General features: G+C 64.7%; 20 protein-coding genes and 2 pseudogenes. 12 read left to right on the forward strand and 10 right to left on the reverse strand.

The features are described 5' to 3' along the window. Positions 1-5: 5 nt before the first annotated feature. From AYB31_RS17020 to AYB31_RS17055, 8 genes are all read left to right on the forward strand, one after another. Positions 6-1445, forward strand: coding sequence for a cobyric acid synthase (locus AYB31_RS17020; RefSeq protein ID WP_068829902.1), 1440 nt, complete (start codon positions 6-8; stop codon positions 1443-1445). 70 nt (positions 1446-1515) lie between these two features. Beyond that, positions 1516-2037 (forward strand): bifunctional adenosylcobinamide kinase/adenosylcobinamide-phosphate guanylyltransferase, encoded by a 522-nt coding sequence (gene cobU, locus AYB31_RS17025; protein WP_068829903.1) that lies wholly within the window; start codon positions 1516-1518, stop codon positions 2035-2037. Then, entirely contained in the window at positions 2034-3089 is a 1056-nt protein-coding gene (gene cobT, locus AYB31_RS17030) for a nicotinate-nucleotide--dimethylbenzimidazole phosphoribosyltransferase (protein ID WP_068829904.1), read from the forward strand. Before cobU ends, cobT begins: the two co-directional genes overlap by 4 nt. Continuing rightward, positions 3086-3658 (forward strand): alpha-ribazole phosphatase family protein, encoded by a 573-nt coding sequence (cobC, locus tag AYB31_RS17035; RefSeq protein WP_068829905.1) that lies wholly within the window; start codon positions 3086-3088, stop codon positions 3656-3658. Before cobT ends, cobC begins: the two co-directional genes overlap by 4 nt. Beyond that, positions 3658-4395: an adenosylcobinamide-GDP ribazoletransferase gene (locus AYB31_RS17040; RefSeq protein ID WP_068829906.1), complete on the forward strand. Its 738-nt coding sequence runs from the start codon at positions 3658-3660 to the stop codon at positions 4393-4395. Before cobC ends, AYB31_RS17040 begins: the two co-directional genes overlap by 1 nt. 91 nt (positions 4396-4486) lie before the next feature. Beyond that, entirely contained in the window at positions 4487-4900 is a 414-nt protein-coding gene (locus tag AYB31_RS17045) for a MarR family winged helix-turn-helix transcriptional regulator (RefSeq protein ID WP_068829907.1), read from the forward strand. 27 nt (positions 4901-4927) lie between these two features. Next, positions 4928-6151 carry an MFS transporter gene (locus AYB31_RS17050; protein ID WP_068829909.1) on the forward strand — a complete coding sequence of 408 codons (1224 nt, stop codon included), beginning with the start codon at positions 4928-4930 and terminating at the stop codon, positions 6149-6151. Between the two features lie 177 nt (positions 6152-6328). After that, complete coding sequence (locus AYB31_RS17055; RefSeq protein ID WP_068829911.1) at positions 6329-6898, forward strand: glutathione peroxidase; 570 nt, start codon at positions 6329-6331, stop codon at positions 6896-6898. Between the two features lie 58 nt (positions 6899-6956). Here AYB31_RS17055 and AYB31_RS17060 read toward each other — a convergent pair whose 3' ends face one another. The 6 genes from AYB31_RS17060 to AYB31_RS17085 all read right to left on the reverse strand — a co-directional run bounded on the left by AYB31_RS17060 (position 6957) and on the right by AYB31_RS17085 (position 13610). Further along, positions 6957-8279, reverse strand: a complete 1323-nt coding sequence (locus AYB31_RS17060; RefSeq protein ID WP_068829913.1) for an OmpP1/FadL family transporter — start codon at positions 8277-8279, stop codon at positions 6957-6959. A gap of 152 nt (positions 8280-8431) precedes the next feature. Continuing rightward, the gene (locus AYB31_RS17065; RefSeq protein ID WP_068829914.1) at positions 8432-8911 is read right to left on the reverse strand and encodes a hypothetical protein; all 480 of its coding nucleotides are present in this window, start codon (positions 8909-8911) and stop codon (positions 8432-8434) included. 237 nt (positions 8912-9148) lie between these two features. After that, the gene (locus AYB31_RS17070; RefSeq protein WP_068829915.1) at positions 9149-9829 is read right to left on the reverse strand and encodes a polysaccharide lyase family 7 protein; all 681 of its coding nucleotides are present in this window, start codon (positions 9827-9829) and stop codon (positions 9149-9151) included. A gap of 424 nt (positions 9830-10253) precedes the next feature. Next, complete coding sequence (locus AYB31_RS17075; protein WP_068829917.1) at positions 10254-12791, reverse strand: penicillin acylase family protein; 2538 nt, start codon at positions 12789-12791, stop codon at positions 10254-10256. A 109-nt stretch (positions 12792-12900) separates the two neighbouring features. Then, positions 12901-13104 (reverse strand): SEC-C metal-binding domain-containing protein, encoded by a 204-nt coding sequence (locus AYB31_RS17080; protein ID WP_068829918.1) that lies wholly within the window; start codon positions 13102-13104, stop codon positions 12901-12903. Positions 13105-13109: 5 nt separating this feature from the next. Beyond that, the gene (locus AYB31_RS17085) at positions 13110-13610 is read right to left on the reverse strand and encodes an LEA type 2 family protein (RefSeq protein WP_068829920.1); all 501 of its coding nucleotides are present in this window, start codon (positions 13608-13610) and stop codon (positions 13110-13112) included. 110 nt (positions 13611-13720) lie between these two features. Here AYB31_RS17085 and AYB31_RS17090 point away from each other — a divergent pair, with 110 nt between their 5' ends. Further along, positions 13721-14272: a hypothetical protein gene (locus AYB31_RS17090; RefSeq protein ID WP_068829921.1), complete on the forward strand. Its 552-nt coding sequence runs from the start codon at positions 13721-13723 to the stop codon at positions 14270-14272. A 51-nt stretch (positions 14273-14323) separates the two neighbouring features. Here the strand turns inward: AYB31_RS17090 and AYB31_RS17095 are convergent, their stop codons facing one another. The 3 genes from AYB31_RS17095 to AYB31_RS17105 are packed head-to-tail and all read right to left on the reverse strand — an operon-like array spanning position 14324 to position 16460. Further along, complete coding sequence (locus AYB31_RS17095; protein ID WP_068829923.1) at positions 14324-15433, reverse strand: hypothetical protein; 1110 nt, start codon at positions 15431-15433, stop codon at positions 14324-14326. Between the two features lie 51 nt (positions 15434-15484). Next, on the reverse strand, positions 15485-15958 hold the full coding sequence (locus AYB31_RS17100; protein WP_068829924.1) for a YchJ family protein: 474 nt from the start codon (positions 15956-15958) through the stop codon (positions 15485-15487). 4 nt (positions 15959-15962) lie between these two features. Beyond that, positions 15963-16460 carry a DUF6231 family protein gene (locus AYB31_RS17105; protein ID WP_068829926.1) on the reverse strand — a complete coding sequence of 166 codons (498 nt, stop codon included), beginning with the start codon at positions 16458-16460 and terminating at the stop codon, positions 15963-15965. 421 nt (positions 16461-16881) lie between these two features. Between AYB31_RS17105 and AYB31_RS22075 the strand changes: the two are divergent. Further along, positions 16882-17244, forward strand: a pseudogene (locus AYB31_RS22075) (OmpA family protein); the annotation flags it as partial. Between the two features lie 376 nt (positions 17245-17620). Continuing rightward, positions 17621-18112, forward strand: a pseudogene (locus AYB31_RS17115) (OmpA family protein); the annotation flags it as partial. 108 nt (positions 18113-18220) lie between these two features. Here AYB31_RS17115 and AYB31_RS17120 read toward each other — a convergent pair. Then, the gene (locus AYB31_RS17120; protein WP_068829929.1) at positions 18221-18685 is read right to left on the reverse strand and encodes a CopD family protein; all 465 of its coding nucleotides are present in this window, start codon (positions 18683-18685) and stop codon (positions 18221-18223) included. Positions 18686-18775: 90 nt separating this feature from the next. Here AYB31_RS17120 and dinG point away from each other — a divergent pair, with 90 nt between their 5' ends. Next, the gene (gene dinG, locus AYB31_RS17125; protein ID WP_068829931.1) at positions 18776-20923 is read left to right on the forward strand and encodes an ATP-dependent DNA helicase DinG; all 2148 of its coding nucleotides are present in this window, start codon (positions 18776-18778) and stop codon (positions 20921-20923) included. The last annotated feature ends 33 nt before the right edge of the window (positions 20924-20956 follow it).

The following is a 20956-nucleotide window of genomic DNA, read 5'->3' on the forward strand; positions in this document are numbered from 1 at the left end:
CACTCATGGTGCAGGGCACCACCTCCGATGCCGGCAAGAGCACCCTGGTGACCGCCCTGTGCCGCTGGCTCAAGCGCCAGGGCGTCAGCGTGGTGCCGTTCAAACCGCAAAATATGGCGCTCAACTCCGCCGTTACCGCCGATGGCGGCGAGATCGGCCGCGCCCAGGCGGTGCAGGCCCAGGCGGCCGGGCTGGCGCCGCACACCGACATGAACCCGGTGCTGCTCAAACCCAACTCCGACACCGGCGCCCAGGTGATCATTCACGGCCGAGCCATTGGCAACATGCACGCCGTGGCCTATCACGACTACAAGCGCGTGGCCCGCGAGGCGGTGCTCGAATCTCATGCGCGCCTTGCCGCGCAGTACCCGGTGGTGATGGTGGAGGGCGCAGGCTCGCCGGCCGAGATCAACCTGCGCGAAGGCGACATCGCCAACATGGGTTTCGCCGAGGCGGTGGATTGCCCGGTGATCCTGATCGCCGATATCGACAAGGGCGGCGTGTTCGCCCATCTGGTCGGCACCCTGGAGCTGCTTGCGCCGAGCGAACAGGCGCGGATCAAGGGCTTCGTCATCAACCGCTTTCGTGGCGACATCGCCCTGCTGCAGCCCGGACTGGACTGGCTGGAGCAGCGCACCGGCAAGCCGGTGCTGGGCGTGCTGCCCTACCTGATGGATTTCCACCTGGAAGCCGAAGACGCGGTGCAGGTGCTGCAGCCGGACAAGGAGCAGGACGTGCTGCGCGTGGCGGTGCCGGTGCTGCCGCGCATCAGCAACCACACCGACTTCGACCCGCTGCGCCTGCACCCGCAGGTGGACCTGCAATTCATCGGCCCCGGCCAGACCATCCCGCCGGCCGACCTGATCATCCTGCCGGGCTCGAAGAGTGTGCGTGCCGACCTGGCACGCCTGCGCGAGCAGGGCTGGGACGCGGCCATCACCCGTCACCTGCGCTACGGTGGCAAGGTTCTCGGCATCTGTGGCGGCCTGCAGATGCTCGGCATGCGCATCGACGATCCCCATGGCCTGGAAGGCGAGGCGGGCAGCAGCGCCGGCCTCGGCCTGCTCGACTACGCCACTGTGCTGGAGCCGGAGAAGCAGCTGCGCAATGTGCAGGGGCAACTGGCGCTGGAAGGGCTGGCGGTCAGCGGCTACGAAATTCATGCCGGGGTCAGCCATGGCCCGGCGCTGGCGCAGCCTGCGGTGCAGCTGGACGATGGTCGCTGCGATGGTGCGGTCAGCGCCGATGGCCAGGTTATGGCCACTTACCTGCACGGATTGTTCGAACAACCGGCGGCCTGCGCCGCACTACTGCGCTGGGCCGGCCTGCGCGAGGCGCGGCAGGTGGACTACCATGCCCGCCGCGAACGCGATATCGAGCGCCTGGCCGATCTGGTCGAGGCACGTCTGGATACCCGCAAGCTCCGCGAGCTATGCGGGCTATAGCTGTTGTGGGAGCGGCTTCAGCCGCGATGCGGGCAGAACCCGCTCCCGCTGTTTTCCGAGAGGGCTCTTCATGCTTGAACTGATCCTCGGTGGCGCGCGCTCCGGCAAGAGCCGCCTGGCCGAGAAGCTGGCCATGCACAGCGGCCTGGCCGTCACCTATATCGCCACCAGCCAGGCGCTGGATGGCGAGATGAGCGCGCGTATCGCCCATCACCGCGAACGGCGTCCGGCCGAGTGGGCGCTGGTCGAGGAGCCGATCGAACTGGCCCACGTGCTGCGCGAACATGCCGCCGCTGGGCGCTGCCTGCTGGTCGACTGCCTGACGCTGTGGCTGACCAACCTGCTGATGCTGGACGACGACACCCGCCTGGCCATGCAGCGCGATGCCTTTCTCGAAGCGCTGGCCGAGCTGCCGGGGCGCATCATCCTGGTCAGCAACGAGACCGGGCTGGGCGTGGTGCCGCTGGGCGAGCTGACCCGCCGTTACGTCGACGAGGCCGGCTGGCTGCACCAGGCCGTTGCCGAGCGCGCCGAGCGCGTGCAGTTCTGTGTGGCCGGCTTGCCCATGTTGCTCAAAGGAGAGTCGCTATGACCGCTGCAACCTGGTGGCTGCAGGCGTGCCGCCAGCCCGATGTCACTGCTGAGGCCGCGGCCCTGGCGCGTCAGGCACAGCTGACCAAACCGACCGGCGCCCTCGGCATACTGGAGGCGCTGGCCGTGCGCCTGGCCGCGCTGCAGGGGCGGGAGAAACCCGCGATCAGCAACCCGCAGCTGGCGCTGTTCGCCGGCGACCACGGGGTGGTGGCCGAGGGCGTGTCCGCTTACCCGCAGGCGGTCACCGCGCAGATGCTGGCCAACTTCGTTGGCGGCGGCGCTGCAGTCAGCGTGCTGGCGCGCGAGCAGGGTATGCCGCTGCGCCTGATCGACCTGGGCACCATCAATCCAGAACTGGAGCTGCCCGGCGTGCGCCATCTGCGCCTGGGCGCGGGCACCGCCAACTTCGCCGCCGAGGCGGCGATGACGGCGGAACAGTGTCTGGCTGCCCTGCAGGCTGGTCGTGAGACTGTGCTGGAGGCCCAGGCCGCCGGCTGCGATCTGTTCCTCGCCGGCGAGATGGGTATCGGCAATACCAGCGCCGCCACGGCGCTGGCCTGCGCGCTCGGTGATCTCAGCCCGGCTCTGTTGACCGGGCCCGGCACCGGGCTGGATGGCGCCGGCGTCCGTCACAAGCAGGCGGTCATCGAGCGCGCCCTGGCCCTGCATGGCGCGCACCTGGGTGAGCCGTTCGAGGCGCTGCGCCGGCTCGGCGGCTTCGAGCTGGCGGCCCTGGCCGGTGCCTACCTGACCTGCGCCCAGCTCGGCATTCCGGCTGTGGTCGATGGCTTTATCTGCTCCGCTGCGGCGCTCTGCGCGCTGCGCCTGAATCCTGGCGTGCAACCCTGGCTGCTTTTCGCCCATGCCGGCGCCGAGCCGGGCCATGCCGCCCTGTTGGCCGAGCTGGGCGCGGAGCCGTTGCTTGACCTCGGCCTGCGCCTGGGCGAGGGCAGCGGCGCGGCCCTGGCGCTGCCGCTGATCAAGCTGGCCTGTGCGCTGCACGGCAGCATGGCGACGTTTTCCGAAGCACTGGTCGAGGACCGTTCATGAGTCTTTATCTGGATATGTTGCGCCACGGCGCGACGCTGGCGGGCCCCGGTTTTCGCGGCAGCAGCGATGATGCGCTGAGCGAGCAGGGCTGGCAGCAGATGCACCAGGCCCTGGCGGGCCAAGGCCCCTGGGACCTGGTGATCAGCTCGCCGCTGCAGCGCTGCGCCGTCTTCGCCACGCAATATGCTGAAGCCAATGGCCTGCCGCTGCGCATCGAGGCGGACCTGCGCGAGCTGCACTTTGGTGCCTGGGAAGGGCGCAATTCGGCGGAAATCCTGCTGGAAAATCCCGAGGCCTTGGGCCAGTTCTGGAACGATCCCTATCGCTTCACCCCGCCTGAGGCCGAGCCGGTGCGTGAGTTCGCCAACCGCGTGCTGGCTGCCGTCGAGCGTTTGCAGGCTGAGCTGGCAGGCCAGCGGGTGCTGCTGGTGACCCATGGCGGGGTGATGCGCCTGTTGCTGGCCCGTGCCCGTGGCCTGCCGGAAAGCCAGCTGCTGCAGGTGGAGGTCGGGTACGGCGCGCTGCATGGCCTGCAGGTCGGCGCCAATCTGGCCTTGAGCGAAGCCTGATGTTGCCGCTGCCGGCGCTGATCGCCCTGCAGTTCCTCTCGCGCCTGCCGGTGCGCCTGCCGGGCATGCCCGAGCCGACGCAGATCGGCCGCTCGCTGCTGTGGTATCCGGCGGTCGGCCTGTTGCTCGGAGGCTTGCTGCTGGGGCTGCATGGCCTGCTGGGTGAGGTGGCGCCGCTGCTGCAGGCCGCCATCCTGTTGGCCGCGTGGGTTGCTTTCAGTGGCGGCCTGCATCTGGATGGCCTGGCCGACACGGCCGATGCCTGGGTCGGTGGCTATGGCGACCGCGAGCGCACCCTGACGATCATGAAGGACCCGCGCAGCGGGCCGATTGCCGTTGTGCTGCTGGTGCTGGTGTTGTTGCTCAAGTTCGCCGCCCTGGTCGTGCTGCTGGAACAGGGTGCCTGGGGCGGGTTGCTGCTGGCACCCTGGCTGGGGCGGGCACTGTTGCCGCTGCTGTTGATGACTACGCCCTATGTGCGTGCCGGTGGCCTGGGCGCCGCGTTGAGCGAGCATCTGCCGCGCGAGCAACTGCCCTGGATGCTGGCAGCGCATGGGGTGGTCATGTTGTTGTTGGGCTGGAGTGCTGTGCTCGCCCTGCTGGCGGCGGCCCTGGTGTTCTGGCTGCTACGCCGTGCCTTTGTCGCCCGCCTGGGGGGTACCACCGGAGATACGGCCGGTGCTCTGCTGGAGCTGGCGGAGTGCGCTGTGCTGCTGGTCCTGGCGCTGCAGCTTTGAATCACTGAGAGACTCTCCTTCGATCTGTGCTGCCGGCTTGCCCGGCAACTGTATCTGTCGGCTCGGCTGATGCGGGTATATACCTGTATCCATGTTGCCGACCCAATGCCTCTGTACCAAATTGCGCCGCGCCAGCCGTGGCGTGACCCGCTTCTACGACGACGCCCTGGCGCCGGTCGGGCTCAATGCCGCGCAATTCTCCCTGCTGCGCAACCTGCAGCGCCTCGGCCAGCCGAGCATTACCGGCCTGGCCGAGGCCATGGGGCTGGATCGCAGCACCCTGGGGCGCAACCTCAAGGTGGTGCAGGGCATGGGCCTGGTTGAACTGGGCGACGGCAGCGACCAGCGCAGCCGGCAGGTGGCGTTGAATGAGGCCGGCCTGTTGGTGCTGGAGCAGGGCGCACCGCTGTGGGAGCAGGCCCAGCAGGCACTGGCCCGGCGCCTGGGCGCTGACAAGCGCGCAGCGCTGATGCTGCTGCTCGACGATCTGGAAACCATCGATTGACGGGCGTGGCCCGCGGAGACGACGCAGATGAATGATTCCACGCACGGCGCATCCTGGCGCACGGCGGGCTTGGTGCTCCTCGGCGCATCGCTGGTGCTGGCCCTGTCCCTCGGCATCCGTCATGGCTTCGGCCTGTTCCTGGCGCCGATGAGCAGCGAGTACGGCTGGGGCCGCGAGACCTTTGCCTTCGCCATCGCTTTGCAGAACCTGATCTGGGGCTTGGCTCAGCCGGTGACCGGCGCCATTGCCGACCGCTTCGGCGCGCGGCGGGTCATCGTCGTCGGCGGCCTGCTGTATGCCGCTGGCCTGGCGCTGATGGCCAGTTCGGACTCGGCCTGGTCGCTGTCGCTGAGTGCAGGGTTGTTGATCGGTATCGGCCTGTCCGGCACCTCCTTCTCGGTGCTGCTCGGCGTGGTGGGCCGTGCCCTGCCGGCGGAGAAGCGCAGCATGGGCATGGGCGTTGCGGCGGCGGCCGGCTCCTTCGGCCAGTTCGCCATGCTGCCGGGCAGTCTGGGCCTGATCGGCTGGTTGGGCTGGTCCTCGGCGCTGCTGGCGCTGGGCCTGCTGGTGGCCCTGATCGTGCCGCTGGCCCTGATGATTCGTGACCAACCGCTACCGGTAGCCGGCGGCACCGAACAGAGCCTGGGCCAGGCGCTGCGCGAGGCGTGCAGTCACTCGGGTTTCTGGCTGCTGGCGCTGGGCTTCTTCGTCTGTGGCTTCCAGGTGGTATTCATCGGTGTGCATCTGCCGTCCTACCTGGTCGACCAGCACCTGCCCGCGACGGTCGGCACCACGGTGCTGGCGCTGGTGGGGCTGTTCAATATCTTCGGCACCTATGTGGCCGGCTGGCTCGGCGGGCGCCTGTCCAAGCCGCGCCTGCTGACCGGCCTTTACCTGCTGCGCACGCTGGTGATCGTCGCCTTCGTCTACTCGCCGCTTACCGAGTGGAGCGCCTATGCCTTCGGCATGGCCATGGGCTTTCTCTGGCTGTCCACGGTGCCCTTGACCAATGGCACGGTGGCAACGCTGTTCGGCGTACGCAACCTGTCCATGCTCGGCGGTATCGTCTTTCTGTTCCATCAGCTCGGCTCCTTCCTCGGCGGCTGGCTGGGTGGCTATCTGTATGACCATACCGGCAGCTACGACATGGTCTGGCAGCTGGCGATTCTGTTCGGCCTGCTGGCGGCGGTGCTCAACTGGCCGGTACGCGAGCAGCCCGTGGCGCGCCTGCGGGCCGAGGGCTTGATATGAGCCGTACCGCCGGGTTTGGCGTGGTGCTGGCCGTCGGCCTGTTGCTGGCGCTGGCCTGGTGGGGCTGGAGTCAGGGTGGCCTGGCGCTGCTGCAACTGGGCATGAGTCTGTGTTGAGCATTGCCGGGGCGGGGCTGGGCGAGTAGCGTTGCCCTATTACCGCACTGGAGAATTACCCATGTTCCCGCGAATCGCCGGAGTCGCCGCCCTGTTACTGAGCAGCCCTCTGTGGGCGGCAGAGTGTCCGCCCTTGCTGCAGGACCAGGCACCGTTGCAGCAACTGCGCAGCAAGGAGCAGATAGACCTGTGCCAGCGTTTCGCCGGCAAGCCACTGGTGGTGGTCAATACCGCTAGCCATTGTGGTTTCACCCCGCAGTTCAAGGGCCTCGAAGCGCTCTACCAGCGCTACAAGGCTCAGGGGTTGGAAGTGCTGGGCGTGCCCTCGGATGATTTTCGTCAGGAGGCCGATACCACTGAGGAAACCGCCAAGGTCTGTTTCATCAACTACGGCGTGACCTTCGCAATGAGCGAGCCGCAAGCGGTCAGTGGAGCCGATGCCGTACCGCTGTTCCGCGAGCTGGCCGAGCAGAGCAGTGCGCCGCGCTGGAACTTCTACAAATACGTGGTGGGGCGCGATGGCAAGGTGATTGCCAGCTTCTCCAGCCTGACCAAGCCGGATGATGAAGACCTGATCGCCGCAGTGGAGCAGGCCATCGCTCAGCCACAGGCCGCGCCGGCGGCTGAATAAATCCGAGGCAAGAAAAAGCCGGGCAGATGCCCGGCTTTTTTGTCGCTGCCTACCGCGCTTAGAAGCGGTAGGTGGCCTGCAGGCCCAGGCCATGGGCGTTGTTGCGGTACTCGGCGCTGTAGCCGGGGGCAATGTTGGCACTGATCGGGCCTGCCGATAGCGTGCGGTCGGCCTGGTCGATCGAGGCCTTGCTCTCGTGCAGGTAGGAATAAGCCACGTCGATGGTCAGGTCGGCGCTCGGCGACCAGCCGGCACCCAGGGAGAACACCTTGCGGTTGCCCACCGGGATACGCACGGTGCGGTGGGCGTTCTCGGCGGGCGACGGATCGAAAGCCAGGCCGGTACGCAATACCCACTGCGGATTGAGCTGGTAGGAGGCACCGATGGCATAGGACCAGGTGTCATGCCATTTCAGCTCTTCGCTTACGACGCCCAGCGGCGCGGGCAGGGTGCCGATACCTGGAATGGTGAGGTTGGGAGAGTTCTCGTTCTCGACCACGATGGCGTCCAGGCGACTCCAGCGCGTCCAGGTTGTGCCGCCGTACAGGGTCCACTTGTCATCGAGCTTGTAGGTGATCGAAGTGTCTACCGTCTCGGGTGTGGTGAAGTCCAGGCTGGCGTCATATTCGCCATTCAGCGTGCCGAGTACCGGGCCATCGAAACTGCTGACCTTGGTGCGGCCTTCAAGGGTGTAGTCGACCTTGGAGTGGTAGGTCAGGCCCCAGGTGAGGCTGTCGGTAACGTCGACCAGTACGCCGAGGTTGAACCCGACTGCGGTGTCGTCACCCTTGATGTTGACCTTGGCATCACCCGAGCCGCCGATTGCAGCCAGAGCGCCGTCGTTCAGGTTGCTGGTCAACTTGCCTTTGATCTTGTTGATGGTCGGGCCGAAGCCGACGGAGACGCGGTCGTTGATCTTGTAGCTCAGGGTCGGCTGCAGGGTGACCACTTCGACCTTGCTGTACAGGCCCTTGTAGCGGCCACCGAAGCTTTTCTCATAGTCGCTCACCAGCGCATAGGGCACGTACATGCCGATGCCCCAGCTCCACTGCTCGTTGATCGGGCTGGTGTAGTAGGCGAAGGGGACGGCAGAGGTGGGCACCATGTCGCCATCACTGGTTTCAGCGTTGGCGTCATCGATGTCGATGTCGGCCTTGATTACGGCGAAGCCGCCCACTACTTGCGGGCGATCCAGCTTGCTGATACCGGCCGGGTTGCCGAACAAGATGGTGGCGTCGGTCGCAGCAGAAGCGCGCCCGGCAAAGGAGGTACCCATGCCGCTGACGCTCTGTTCGTTGATGGCAATTCCGTTGCCCAGGCTGTGAGTGGAAATCGCGCTGACGGCCAGGGCGAGGGAAGTCTTCAACCAGAGATTTTTCATTAGGATGCTCACGAACAGCGAAAACGAGGGCGGCAAGCTATAGCTTTTGCCATGGCTTGCCAACCGCTCTGGAATGCCTTTTTCGTGAAGATTCGTAAGCGAATCAACGAGGTTTTCAAGCTCGTTAATTGACCAATTGGTCAGCGCGAGGTTCAGGCTGCGCGATACTGCCCAACGACGCAGTGCTGCCAGGCCTGGAGAAAATCGCGCAGACGACCCTGGGGGTGGAATACCCGGCGCCAGACGCGGGCCAGGCCGTGCAGATCGTCGGCGGCCGGCAGGGTGGTGTGCTCTGCCTCGATCAGCATCCAGGCGATGGCGGTGGCATAGCGCAGGTTGACCGCCAGCTCCAGATGCGGGGCGGCAAGGAAGGCATGCTGGCTGGCGAGGCCGCGCACCAGGCTGGCCAGGTCCGGGTCGCGGGCCAGGTGCTGGTCCCACAACTGTCGGTGGCGCAGTTCGCTGATGTGGTAGAGGCCATGGCCATGTGGATCGCCAAGAGCGCTGCCGAGTGCGGACTGGCTGGCGGCGCTGCCGAGCAGCAAGGCTTCGGCGCTAGGAGAGTGGCACCCCAGGTAGAGCAGGGTAGGGCGGATGACGTGTTGGCACAGCTCGTTGGCGGCGATTCCCATGGTCCCCTCGCAAAGGGTGCCGGTGGGGCCGATGCCTGGCAGCTGTTCTTGATTCTAATAAAGGCCCCACCGGGAGCGGGGTTAGCCGCTCGATTTGAAGTGTAGTGCTACAAATCGGCTGTAAAGGGCTGTTTTTAAACTGTTTAAGGATTTGCTTGCGACGTTATATATCGGCTGGTGCTTAAAAGATGGCTTCTTACTCGGGGAGCCAGCGTCCACTGCCGGCCCCGATTGAGCTTACGGGTTGTGCTCGACGCGCAGGCTGGAGAACCTCACCGAGCCGGCTTCGGTGTTGTCGCCGACGTTGTCCTGCACGTAGGAGCCGGCCTTGAAGTACAGGGTCTGCGCCGCCCAGGATGAATCCAGCTTGGCGACCCAGCGTACGGTTTCGGTGCTTGGCATCTTGGCGTAAACCGCCAGCGTGCCAGCCTTGGTCAGGGCAATGGTGTAGGAAAAATCCTGGCCCAGCGGCACACCACTCATCACCGTGGCGCTGAGGGTACTGGCACCGGGCTTAAGGCGGTAGATGGCGCTGATGACACCGGTCTGCAGATCCGCCTTGTAGTGGTACTGCAGTTTGATGGGCGGATCGGTGCCTTCCACATTGTGGATTTGGCCAATGACAACCTTGCCGGTGGACGGCACCTGAGTGACCTTCAGCGTGGCGCGCAGGAAGTTGTCGGCATCCTGATATTTCCAGTTGCGCAGCTTGCCATCGGCATAGGTCTCACGCAGTTCGCTGCGCGGGTACTTGGCGTTCTTGGTGGTAGTGCCATCGACGGGCGCCCAGAAGAACAGGGTGCCATCGATGTTCTTGAAATAGTCGTCCCGGTAACCACTGGCGAGCAGCGGGGTGGAGATGGTGGTGGCAGGCTCGCCGACAGGAATGGTCAGGTTCCAGGTGTTGAGATCGATCATGGTGCGGTTGACTCCGGCAGCAGAAGAGCGGGGTCATTCGGAGTGCAGAAGATCCCTGTCCCAGAACTGCCTAGCCGCCTTGCCAGTACGCGCATGCTGAATGACGTGATACATGTCACGCGGCCGTCTGGGCCGGGACATGGCGCGCTTTATACGGGCAAGCGAGGCGGAGTGTAACGACCATTCGTCGTTATATTGGCGTCAACAAAATGACTTTTTATTTGGAAAAAAGCCTATTCCTCTATGGTCGGGGCTGATGAATAAGGAGTTTTTCTCGGACTGCCCGATAGGGCCCAAGTGCGCGCAGAAGATGCCTGGCCGACGAATGGAAGTGCCAGGCTAGAGCGGTTTGTGCGGGCGTGCACATTTCCTGGTGGCAGCAAAAGGGCGCCTCGCGGCGCCCTGCAGAGTGCTTTGGCGGGAGCTATTTGCCCGGCATCAGCATCAGCCGTTTGCTGCCGTAGACCTTGTCGACATTGCCGCTCTGGAACGGGAAACTCATGTAGTCGCCCTTGCGCCAGGTTTCGATGCCGTCGGCATAGTGCGGGCTGGCCGGGTTGCCGGACTGGCCCGAGCTGTTGACGCCGATCATCGGCTCCGCCAGGCCGAAATCGACGACGATGCGCATGGCCGGAATCAGCCACACGTCGAAGTTGTTGCCCCACTCGTAGGCGGCCACGTTGAGCGTGCCGTGGTCGCCGCCGGCCGGGTAGGGGCCGCGATCCAGGTAGCTGCTGATGGATTCGATGCCACTGCGCTGGCTGGCGCTGAGGTAGGGGGCCATCTTGGTCGCGTTGCTGGTCCAGTAATACTGGTGCAGCTTGCCCCACTGCCAGGTGCTGCGATTGGTGCCGAGCTTGCCTTCCAGGTAGGTGACGGCACCAGCCAGGCTGCGCGCCAGGATCGCCGGCTTGTCTTCCTTCTGCGGCGTCTTCACATCGTCCCAGAACGGGCTGTCATCGCGGCCGAGCAGGTGGTCGGCCTGGGCCGAATAGCTGTTGTTGGCGGTGTCCACCAATGCCTTCCAGGCGGGGCTGCTCTGCGGGCCCAGTTCATCGAGGAAGATGTCCCTGGCGCTCTCCTGGAGGAAGGCGCCGTACAGCGCGGCATCGGCTGAGCTGGCGGTCATGCGGCCGTCGAAGGCCATCAGGCGCTTGTAGGCCTCCTCGGCCTTGCTGCGCTCGGCTGCCGGCAGGGCGGCGATGGCCTGCTGCAGTGACGCTGCCATGCCTGGCGCTTCCAGCATCGCCTGCAGCTTGCCGGCGAATGGTGTGTTCTGGTCGAGTTGCATGGCGATCATGCTCTTCTGATCGTGCTTGCCGCTGCCGGCCAGTTGCGCGATGCGCTCGGCGCGCTCGGGGTAGAACCAGGAGTTGGAGAGTTGCATGCCATAGCCACGCGGCACCGTGCGGTGGTTGGCGGTGCCCAGCCAGCCCTGCATTGGGTCCTGGTCGTAGGGGTGGAGCATGGCATCGGCGTAGCCATCCCAGTCGTAGGCGCCATCCCAGCCCGGCGAGGGCACCAGGCCAACGCCCTGTTTGCGATTGGGGTAGCGGCCGGTGACTTGCCAGCCGATGTGCTGGGCGTCGGCGAAGACGATGTTCAGCGCCATTGCGCGTACGTCACGGGTGGCTTCGAAGGCTTCATCCACCGATTGGGCGCGGGACAGGTCGAAGAAGGCGTCGATCGATTTGTCCGCCTCGCCTTGAATGCTATGCAGCGCCAGGCCGTAACCGCTGGAGAACGGCAGCGGCTGCAGGGGCGTCTTGCGCTCACCCAGCGCCGAGTTGAGCAGCGGGCCGTGGCGGGTTTCCCAGATGGTCTCGCGGATCGGCCGCTGGCCACGGATGAAGAAGGTCTCCTGGCGTTCGCGAGCCGGCTGCCACTTGCCATCGGCCAGGTAGTAGAGCCGGCTGCCCTCGCGCTTGACCTTTTCCAGGAACAGGTCCTGGTTGTCGCCCATGACCATGGTCATGCCCCAGGCCAGCTTGCCGTTGAAGCCGGCGACCACGGCGGGCACACCGGCGATGGACACGCCGGCGGCCTGGAATTTCGGCGAGCGGATCTGCACGAAGTTCCAGATCGAGGGCATGGACAGTGGCAGGTGGGTGTCGTTGGCCAGCAGGCTCTTGCCGCTGCGGCTGTTCTGCGGGGCGATGGCCCAGTTGTTGGAAGCGGCGATGCCGAGCATGTTCATTGCGGCGACCTGGCCGGCGACGCTTTCGACGGCGGCCAGTCCCGGAATCTTGCCGCCGAGGCTGAGGCCGCGCAGCTTCTCGGCCTCCTCGAAGGGCAGTGGTTCGTCCGGGTAGGTGGGCAGCAGCCAGGCCAGTTTGTCGGCGCCGACCTTGTCCGCCAGGGTCAGTGCGGCGATCTCTTCCTGTAGGTTCACCGACAGGCCGAAGTTGAGCAGGCAGAACAGCAGCACCGAGTCTTCCGGCTTCCAGTAGGCCGGGCGGTAGCTGGTCTCGGCCAGATCCATCGGTAGCTTGTTCTGGTAGCGGAACAGGTAGGCGTTGACGCCGCGGGCATACACCTCGAAGAACTTCTTGATCCGCGGCGATGCGTTCTTGTACAGCACCTCGGCCTGGGCGCGCAGGTTGACCGTGCGCATGAAACGGTCGATTTCCAGCACGCCGGGGCCATTCATCTCGGCCAGGCGGCCTTCGGCCAGCAGGCGCATGCCGACCATCTGGCTGAGACGGTCGGCGGCGTGCACGTAGCCCAGGCTGAACAGAGCGTCGTGGAAGGTGCCGGTCTCGATCAGCGGCATGCCCAGTGGGTTGCGCCGGATGACCACGCTCTGTGCCAGACCTTGGACACGGACGATGCCCTGATCCGGGTGCACGCTGCTGGCATAGCGGCTGTCGAGGAAGGATTGGCAGCCGCTGAGAAGCAGGGTGCTGCCCAGGGTGGCGGCAGCGGTTAGCGATAGCGAACGGGAAAACAGGCGCGAACCCATGACTGGCTCCTGGCGCGGGGCGGCGGACGATGGGCGGATTGTAGAGGGCGGCAGCGGTGGGGAGTAGTGGGGGCCCGGCGGGGCGTTGCGCCCAGCCGGGATATTCAGATCAGGCGCCGTGGCACTTCTTGAACTTCTTCTGGCTGCCGCAGGGGCAGGGGTCGTTGCGCCCGACTTCCTTCAGCGGGTTGCGCACCGGCTCCTGATGGTGGTGGTTGCAGTGTGGGCCGTGGACGTGGCCGTCATCGTGATGATGATCGTGGTCGTGATCATGGTTGCAGTCGGGGCCGTGAACGTGGGGTTGCTGAGTCATGTAACTCACTCCGGGATGTAATCGCCGGGAATTATCTCGCCATTACGCTGCAGATGCACGCTGCGCCCGAACAGCATGCTGCCAACCTTCACTTCGCCGCGCAGCTGGTAGCGAAGTGGCCGCTCGGTGTCCTCCAGCGACTTAACCAGCCCCTTGAGGTGGCGCCAGAGGTTGGTGCGTACCGGCACCTCGAACTCGCGGTGCCCGTGGGCCGGAACCTCGACCGATTGGCTGGATTGGCCTGTGGCCAGAGGAATGCCATTGAGCTGGACGTCGTAGACCAGGCCGCGTATGGCCAGCTCGGAGTCGTTGGGGTTGTCGATGCGAAAGCGCAGGCTGAAGCGCTGTTCGAGCAGGCGCGCCTTGATCACATCGACCTTGACCAGGTGGACGTGCGGGTCCTGAAAATCACTGCCAAACCAGCTGGCGCAGCCACTCAGGCCGGAGGCCAGAATCGTCAGCAGTGTCAGGGCGATAGTTGTTGTATGTGGCGCCCGTGCAAGCATCTAAGTACTCCAATGGTTGGCTCAGTGTAACAAGCACATGCTTGGTGACTAGCTGCAGGAGGAGGAAAAACTGCGCCATACTGAAGGCCAGATTGGACGGGAGTGTGACCATGAGTCTGTATGAGATTGCCTTCGCCGGACAGGTAGTGCCGGGGGCTGCGGCGGAGCAGGTGAAGGCGAACCTGGCGCGGTTGTTTCAGGCCGACGAGCAACGCATCGCCCTGCTGTTCTCCGGGCGTCGTATCGTGATCAAGAGTGGGCTGGATGCCGCCGGTGCCGAGAAATATCGAGCCACCATGGAACGTGCAGGGGCCGTGGCCATTGTCCAGGCGCTGGCGGTGGAAGAGGTCGAAATGGTGCCGCCGCCCGCATCCGCCCCGGTTGCTCACACGCCTGCTTCACCCGCGCCGGCCGCGGCGAGCAGCAGCTCCCGGGTGATTCCGCGCGACGAATACATGGCGGCCTTCGCCGATGTCGAGGCGCCGGACTTCGATATCGCCCCGGTTGGCGCCGATCTGCAGGACGCCAAACCGGAGGCGCAGGCGCCGCAGGTAGACATGTCTCAGTTCAGCCTGGCACCGGTTGGCAGCGACATGGGGCAGGCCAAAGACGCGCCGCCGGCACCGCCACCAGACACCTCGCACCTCAAGCTCCAGGAGTAAATGACAAGGCCCGCAACGCGGGCCTCGTTCTGTGTGCTGCGGCTAGCCGTCTTAGCTGCTGCCGGCGCTGCACTTGGCCTGTGCCTGGGCGGGCGTGAGTTCGCGGATCGAGGTGTAGAACAGCTCGCAGGTTTGCTCCTTGTCGCTGACCTGCCATTTGCTGGTGCAGGTATTCAGCGTCTGTTGCGGGTCGGCGGCCGGATTCTGGCCCATGCCGGCCTGCCAGCAGGCAGCGCTGAGGTCCTGGCCCATGACCTTGAGGCCAGCTGCATCGGCTTTCTGCTGGTCGCCGCCATAGTTCTGCGGGTCGGCCGCGTACCAGATATAGCTTGGATGGTTGGAGCCCAGCACGGCCACGCGTTGTCCGGGCGCCGGAGTGATTTCGTCCAGACCGAGTACGCCGATATTGGCGTGGTACTGGCTGTTGACCCAGTTACGTACCGGTGCACCGAAGGCGACCATGGGCAGGGGGGTGCCGTTGCCGGCGGTGAGCTGGGCGACCATGCGCGTCTGGTAGTCGCTGAAATAGCTGTAGACATCTTCCAGAGTGCTACCGGCACTGGCTGGGGCGGCAATCGGGGCGATGTCGATGATGGTCTGGAACGCCGGTGTCTGCTCGCTCGGCACATCGTTCTCGGTGAGCAGCGCTGCCCAGCGATCCGTGGTCTTGGATTCCAGATAATCCTGGGCCTGGGTCAGGGAATAGTCCGGCGGGAAGTGCAGCAGCTCGACGCTCTTGCGATTGTCCAGGGCCATGCCCAGTGGCAGGAAGAAGTACCAGCTGTACTGCCACTTGCCATCGCTGTTGAGCTTGCTGGCGCCATCGAAGGCCAGGTCGCCTGCTGCCAGCAGGTCGGTCAGCGGTTTGCCGTAAGTGTCGGGTACGCCGCTGAAACTGGCTTTCAGGCGGTCGCCGTCGCGATGTACTTTGACCTCGGCATTCGCGTAGCCATCGCGGGTCAGGCTCTGCTTGAGGTAGTGCTCGGCCGTTTGCTCCAGGGTCCAGTCGCGATAGCAGATCACGCTGCAGTTGTTGGGGAAGGCAAACAGTCGGGCGACCCGCTCGCTGCTGCCCAGGTCGACCTGAGTGCCTGTTGCCTGGCAGCCCCCGGCGAGCAACAGGCTGGCCAGGACGACCGCTACTCCACTTTTCTTGTGCATGCACTTCTCCTTGTTGATCCCGGCTCCGCCGGGCTGGCTTACGACTGAAACTCACGGGCTCATGTAACCGCTGCAGCACTTCTTGAACTTCTGGCCACTGCCGCAGGGGCAGGGCTCGTTGCGTCCGACCTTGAGTGCCACCGTGGGGTCGATGAAGTACCAGCGTCCACCTTGCTGGACGAAAGCCGAGCGCTCGCGATGGCTGTGTTCGCCGTTGCCGTCATGCCAGCTGGCAGTGAAGGTGACGAAGGCATGTTCGGGCTGGGCGCCGATCAGTTCGCTGCTTTCCACTTCCAGCCCAAGCCAGGTACTGCCCAGGCTCCAGGCCCGAATGCCGGCCAGATCAAGTCCTGCCTGCTGGGCGGGCAGAGTGGTGTCGCGCAGGTAATCAATCAGGCCCAGGGTGTAGGCGCTGTAGCGCGAGCGCATGAGCGCCTCCGCGCTAGGGGCCGGTGTGCCCCGGTGATAGTTGGCGCAGCAGGCCTCCAGGGGAGTGCCGCTGCCGCACGGGCAGGCCTGGCTCATGCCGTCACCACCAGTACTTGCCGAAGTTTTCCGGGTTGGCCCAGAACTTGGCATTGAGCCAGTCCGGTACCTGCTTGTAGTCGCGCAGATCATAGGTGAACAGGTTCAGCACCTGTTCGGCGCGCTCGAAGCGCTCGCTGGCCTGCAGGGCCAGGGCAAAGAAGTCGGTTTCCTGCCAATCACAGGCGGCCAGGTCGACCAGTACGGCCAGGCGGCTGGCATTAAGGTTGCGAATGCCGCCAAGCAGCTCCAAGGCGGCGCGTTTGGGCAAGTGTTCCAGGCAGTCCACTACCAGGGCCAGGTCATAGCGCTGTGCGGCCAGCTCGGCCGGCAAGGGGCCGGCATCGGCGTGGGCCATTACGGCATCTGGATGGGCCAGGTGGAAGGCGGCGAGTGCCGGCAGCTGGCTGGCACCCACCAGCAGAACCCGCTCGGGGGCATGGTGTTCGAGCAGTGCGGCCAAGGCTTGCTGAGGCGTGCGCGAGGAAAAATTCTGGGTCATTGACGGGGTTCCCGAAAGCGAACGGCAAGACTATCGCGGTGAGAAAGTTTGGCCTAGCTGTAGAAGTAGGCCCGGAAACTGCCTATAACTGGCAGATAGTAAGGAAGCCATCTTTACTTCTTTGCTGTCGGTTCCATGCCGATTCCCACAGGAGACCTAAGAAATGAGTATCACAAGGAAAGCAGTACCTCTGATCCTGGCAAGCGGCCTGTTGACCGGTTGTGCCGGTATCCAGAAAACCGATTGGCCGACCTGCGCGGCCGTTGGCGGTGTTACAGGCGCTGCACTGGGCGCAATTGAAAGTTCCGAATGGGCCGGTGGCGGCGCCGTGTTGGGTGCCGGTCTCGCGGCAGCTTACTGCTGGGTGCACGGCGCCGAGGAGCAGGTCGTAGTCGAGGAGGTCATGGTCGAGGAAGTCGTTCCGGAACCCGCCGAGCCGGTTCGTGTTGAGCTGGACGTCAAGTTCGACTTCGACAAGGCAGTGGTCAAGCAAGAGAGCCAAGGCGACATCAAGTCCCTGGCCGACTTCATGAGCCAGTACCCGCAGACCACTACTGTGGTTGAGGGTCACACCGACTCCGTCGGTACCGATGCCTATAACCAGGGTCTGTCCGAGCGCCGCGCCAATGCCGTACGCGACGTGCTGGTCGACCAGTATGGTGTGGGCGGTGAGCGGGTGAGCTCGGTCGGTTATGGTGAAAGCCGTCCGGTGGCGGATAACGCCACTGCTGAAGGTCGTGCCATCAACCGTCGCGTTGAAGCCGAGGTGGAAGCTCGCCCCTAAGTAGTCCGAACCCGGCAAGGCGACTGTCGCATCTGGCGCGGTCGTCAACCGGGTGTTGGCTTGTACACTTTGGGGGACGGGTCTTTACTCCTGTGTTACCGGTAATCAACCGGCGACACAGGAGATCTCCGCCATGAGAACAAGACTCTCAAGGGCTGCAGTACCCCTTCTCTTGGTCAGTAGTGTTCTTTCTGGTTGCGTCACGACTTCCAGTACGGGAGACGCGCCGCTCAACCAAGGGAACTGGCCCCTTTGTACCGTGCTTGGCGGCTTGGCCGGCGGCGGTCTTGGTGCAATCGAAAGTTCTACCTGGGCAGCTGGAGGTGCCGTGGCCGGTGCGGTCATAGGTACTCTGGTTTGCTATGCCCAGGATGGCGACGAGGATGGCGACGGAGTGTTCGACCGCCGCGACCGTTGCCCGGGCACTCCGCCCAATACCAGCGTTCGCCACAATGGCTGCCCGTTACCGGTCTATCCGGATACCGCGGCGCCCATGGAGCCGGTTGCTGAAGTGACCGATGCGGTTCGCGTCGAGCTGGACGTCAAGTTCGACTTCGACAAGTCTGTGGTCAAAGAAGACAGCATGGGCGATATCCAGAGCCTGGCCGACTTCATGAAGCAGTATCCGCAGACCTCCACTGTGGTCGAAGGGCATACCGACTCGGTCGGTTCCGATGCATACAACCAGGGGCTCTCCGAGCGCCGTGCCAATGCCGTGCGCGATGTGCTGGTGAACCAGTACGGCGTCGAAGATGGCCGGGTGTCGTCGGTGGGTTATGGTGAGTCGCGACCGGTCGCCGACAACGAAACCGATGAAGGCCGCGCCATCAATCGCCGAGTGGAGGCGGCTGTTGAGGCACAACCATGAGTGACATCAATACCCGTTAGGGCGAATAACTCCTGCGCCACCGGCAAGCCGGTGGCGCAGGAGTTCATTGTCAGAGTGCCCCTCTCTGTGGCCCGGTACAGGCCTTGGTCAGAATGTTGGTCGAGCTGCCGCAATAGTCACCAGGGTCAGCCCCACCAGCAGGTTGCAACCTACCAGGCGCCGGATGCGGCCAAGCACTTCCCCTCCCGCTGGCCAGTCCTGAGCGGCAACCGCACGGTTCAACTGCGGTAGCTGGAGTACCTGGATGCGCAGGAACAGGGCGAGCATCACCAGGTACAGTCCCATCATCACCTGCACATAGCGCGGTGCCGAATCGAAGCCGGCGAAGCGCAGGTGCAGCATGCCTACGCCGGAAACCGGCAGCACCAGTACTGCGACCCACACCCAGACAAAGAAACGGCGGAATACTTCAAGCCACAGGCCCAGGCGCTCCGGTGGCAGCAGTTTGCTCACTGCTGCCGGGCGCAGAATCATCCAGGCGAAGAACATGCCGCCGACCCAGATCAGGGCGGCCAGCAGGTGCAGGGCGTAAACGGCGGCAAAGGCAGTCATCGGGTTCTCCGTCCAGAGCGGGTTGAATGATGGCGCGCGAGCATAACCTATCGGTAAACTACTGAAAATTTATCCAGTTTTTTTGCGCCCATGCTCAGCACCGAACTCAAGTCCCAGATCCAGGGCGCCTATAGCAAATTCCTCGAGTCCAAAGGGCTGAAAGCCCGTTATGGCCAGCGCCTGATGATTGCCGAGGTTGCCAAGGTGCTCGGTGCCATCAAGACCAACGAAGAAGGCCAGCGCGACGGTGAGCCTGCCGTGGTGGCGGTGGAGGCCGGCACCGGTACCGGTAAGACGGTGGCCTACAGCCTGGCTGCCATTCCGGCTGCCAAGGCCGCCGGCAAGCGCCTGGTGATTGCCACCGCGACGGTGGCGTTGCAGGAGCAGATCGTGCACAAGGACCTGCCGGACCTGATGCGCAACAGCGGTCTCAACTTCAGCTTTGCCCTGGCCAAGGGACGTGGTCGCTATCTGTGCCTGTCGAAACTCGACGTGTTGCTGCAGGAAGGCCAGGCGCAGAGCGCCACTGCGCAGATGTTCGAGGAAGAGGGCTTTCGCATCGATGTCGACGAGCAGAGCCAGAAGCTCTACAGCAAGATGATCGAGAAGCTCGCCGGCAATCGTTGGGATGGCGATCGCGACAGCTGGCCGGAGGAGCTGGAAGATCAACTCTGGGGCACTCTGACGACCGACCACAGCCAGTGCACCAACCGGCATTGCCCGAACTTCCAGCAGTGCGCGTTCTACAAGGCGCGCGAGGGCATGACCAAGGTCGACGTCATCGTCACCAACCACGACATGGTTCTGGCCGACCTGGCCCTGGGCGGCGGTGTGGTGTTGCCGGACCCGCGCGAGACCATCTACGTGTTCGACGAGGGGCACCACCTGCCGGACAAGGCCATCGGCCACTTCGCCCACTTCACTCGCCTGCGCAGCACGGCCGACTGGCTTGGCCAGGTAGAGAAGAACCTGACCAAGCTGCTGGCCCAGCACCCGCTGCCCGGTGACCTCGGGCGTTTGATCGAACAGGTGCCGGAACTGGCGCGTGAGCTGCGTACCCAGCAACAGTTCATGTTCAGCGCCTGCGAGCAACTGGCCGACTTCCGTGCCGGCGAGGACATGGAGGGGCGCGAGCGCCCACGCCACCGCTTCGTTGGCGGCCTGGTACCGGAGCACCTGCGTGAGCTGGGTATCGAGCTGAAGAAGGGCTTCGCCAAGCTGACCGATCTCTTCACTCGCCTCACCGAGCTGCTCAAGCAGGCGATGGACGACGAGGGCACCAGTCTCGGCCTGGCCAGCCATCAGGCCGAGGAGTGGTACCCGCTGTTCGGCAGCCTGCTTTCGCGTGCCCAGGGCAACTGGGAATTGTGGACCGCCTTCACCGTCGAAGATCCGGAAGACAGCCCGCCCATGGCCCGTTGGCTGACCCTGGCCGAGGGTGGTGCGCTGTTCGATATCGAGGTCAACGCCAGCCCGATCCTGGCTGCCGAGACCCTGCGGCGCAACCTGTGGAATGTCGCCTACGGCGCCTTGGTGACCTCCGCGACCCTGACCGCGCTGGGCACTTTCGACCGCTATCGCATGCGCGCTGGCCTACCCAAGGTCGCGGTCACCGCCGTGGTGCCCAGCCCGTTCCATCATGCCGACGCCGGTGTGCTCAAGGTGCCCGACCTCAAGGCCGACCCGCGCGATGCGGCCATGCACACTGCCGCCATCATTCGCGAGCTGCCGAGCCTGGTCGAGGGGTCGCGGGGTTCCCTCGTGCTGTTTTCCTCGCGCAAGCAGATGCAGGAAGTCTTCGACGGCCTGGAGCGCGACTGGCGCAAGCGCGTGTTTATCCAGGGCAACCTGTCCAAGCAGGAAACTCTGAACAAGCACAAGGCACGGGTCGACTCCGGCGAGGAGAGCGTGCTGTTCGGCCTGGCCAGTTTCGCCGAGGGTGTCGACCTGCCTGGCGCCTATTGCGAGCATGTGGTGATCGCCAAGATCCCTTTCGCCGTGCCGGACGACCCAGTCGAGGCGGCACTGGCCGAGTGGATCGAGGCCCGTGGCGGCAACCCCTTCATGGAAATCGCCGTGCCCGACGCTTCGCTGCGCCTGGTGCAGGCTTGCGGTCGCCTGCTGCGTACCGAAGCCGACCGCGGCATCATCACTCTGCTGGATCGGCGTGTGGTCACCCAGCGTTACGGCAAGGCGATTCTCAACGCGCTGCCGCCGTTCCGTCGCGAGATCGGCTGAGTCGGGTTTCGGGGTGGCATCTGCGGCACCGGC

The organism is Pseudomonas sp. BMS12, from assembly GCF_001592875.1.
In the GTDB taxonomy this organism is placed as follows: Bacteria; Pseudomonadota; Gammaproteobacteria; order Pseudomonadales; family Pseudomonadaceae; genus Aquipseudomonas.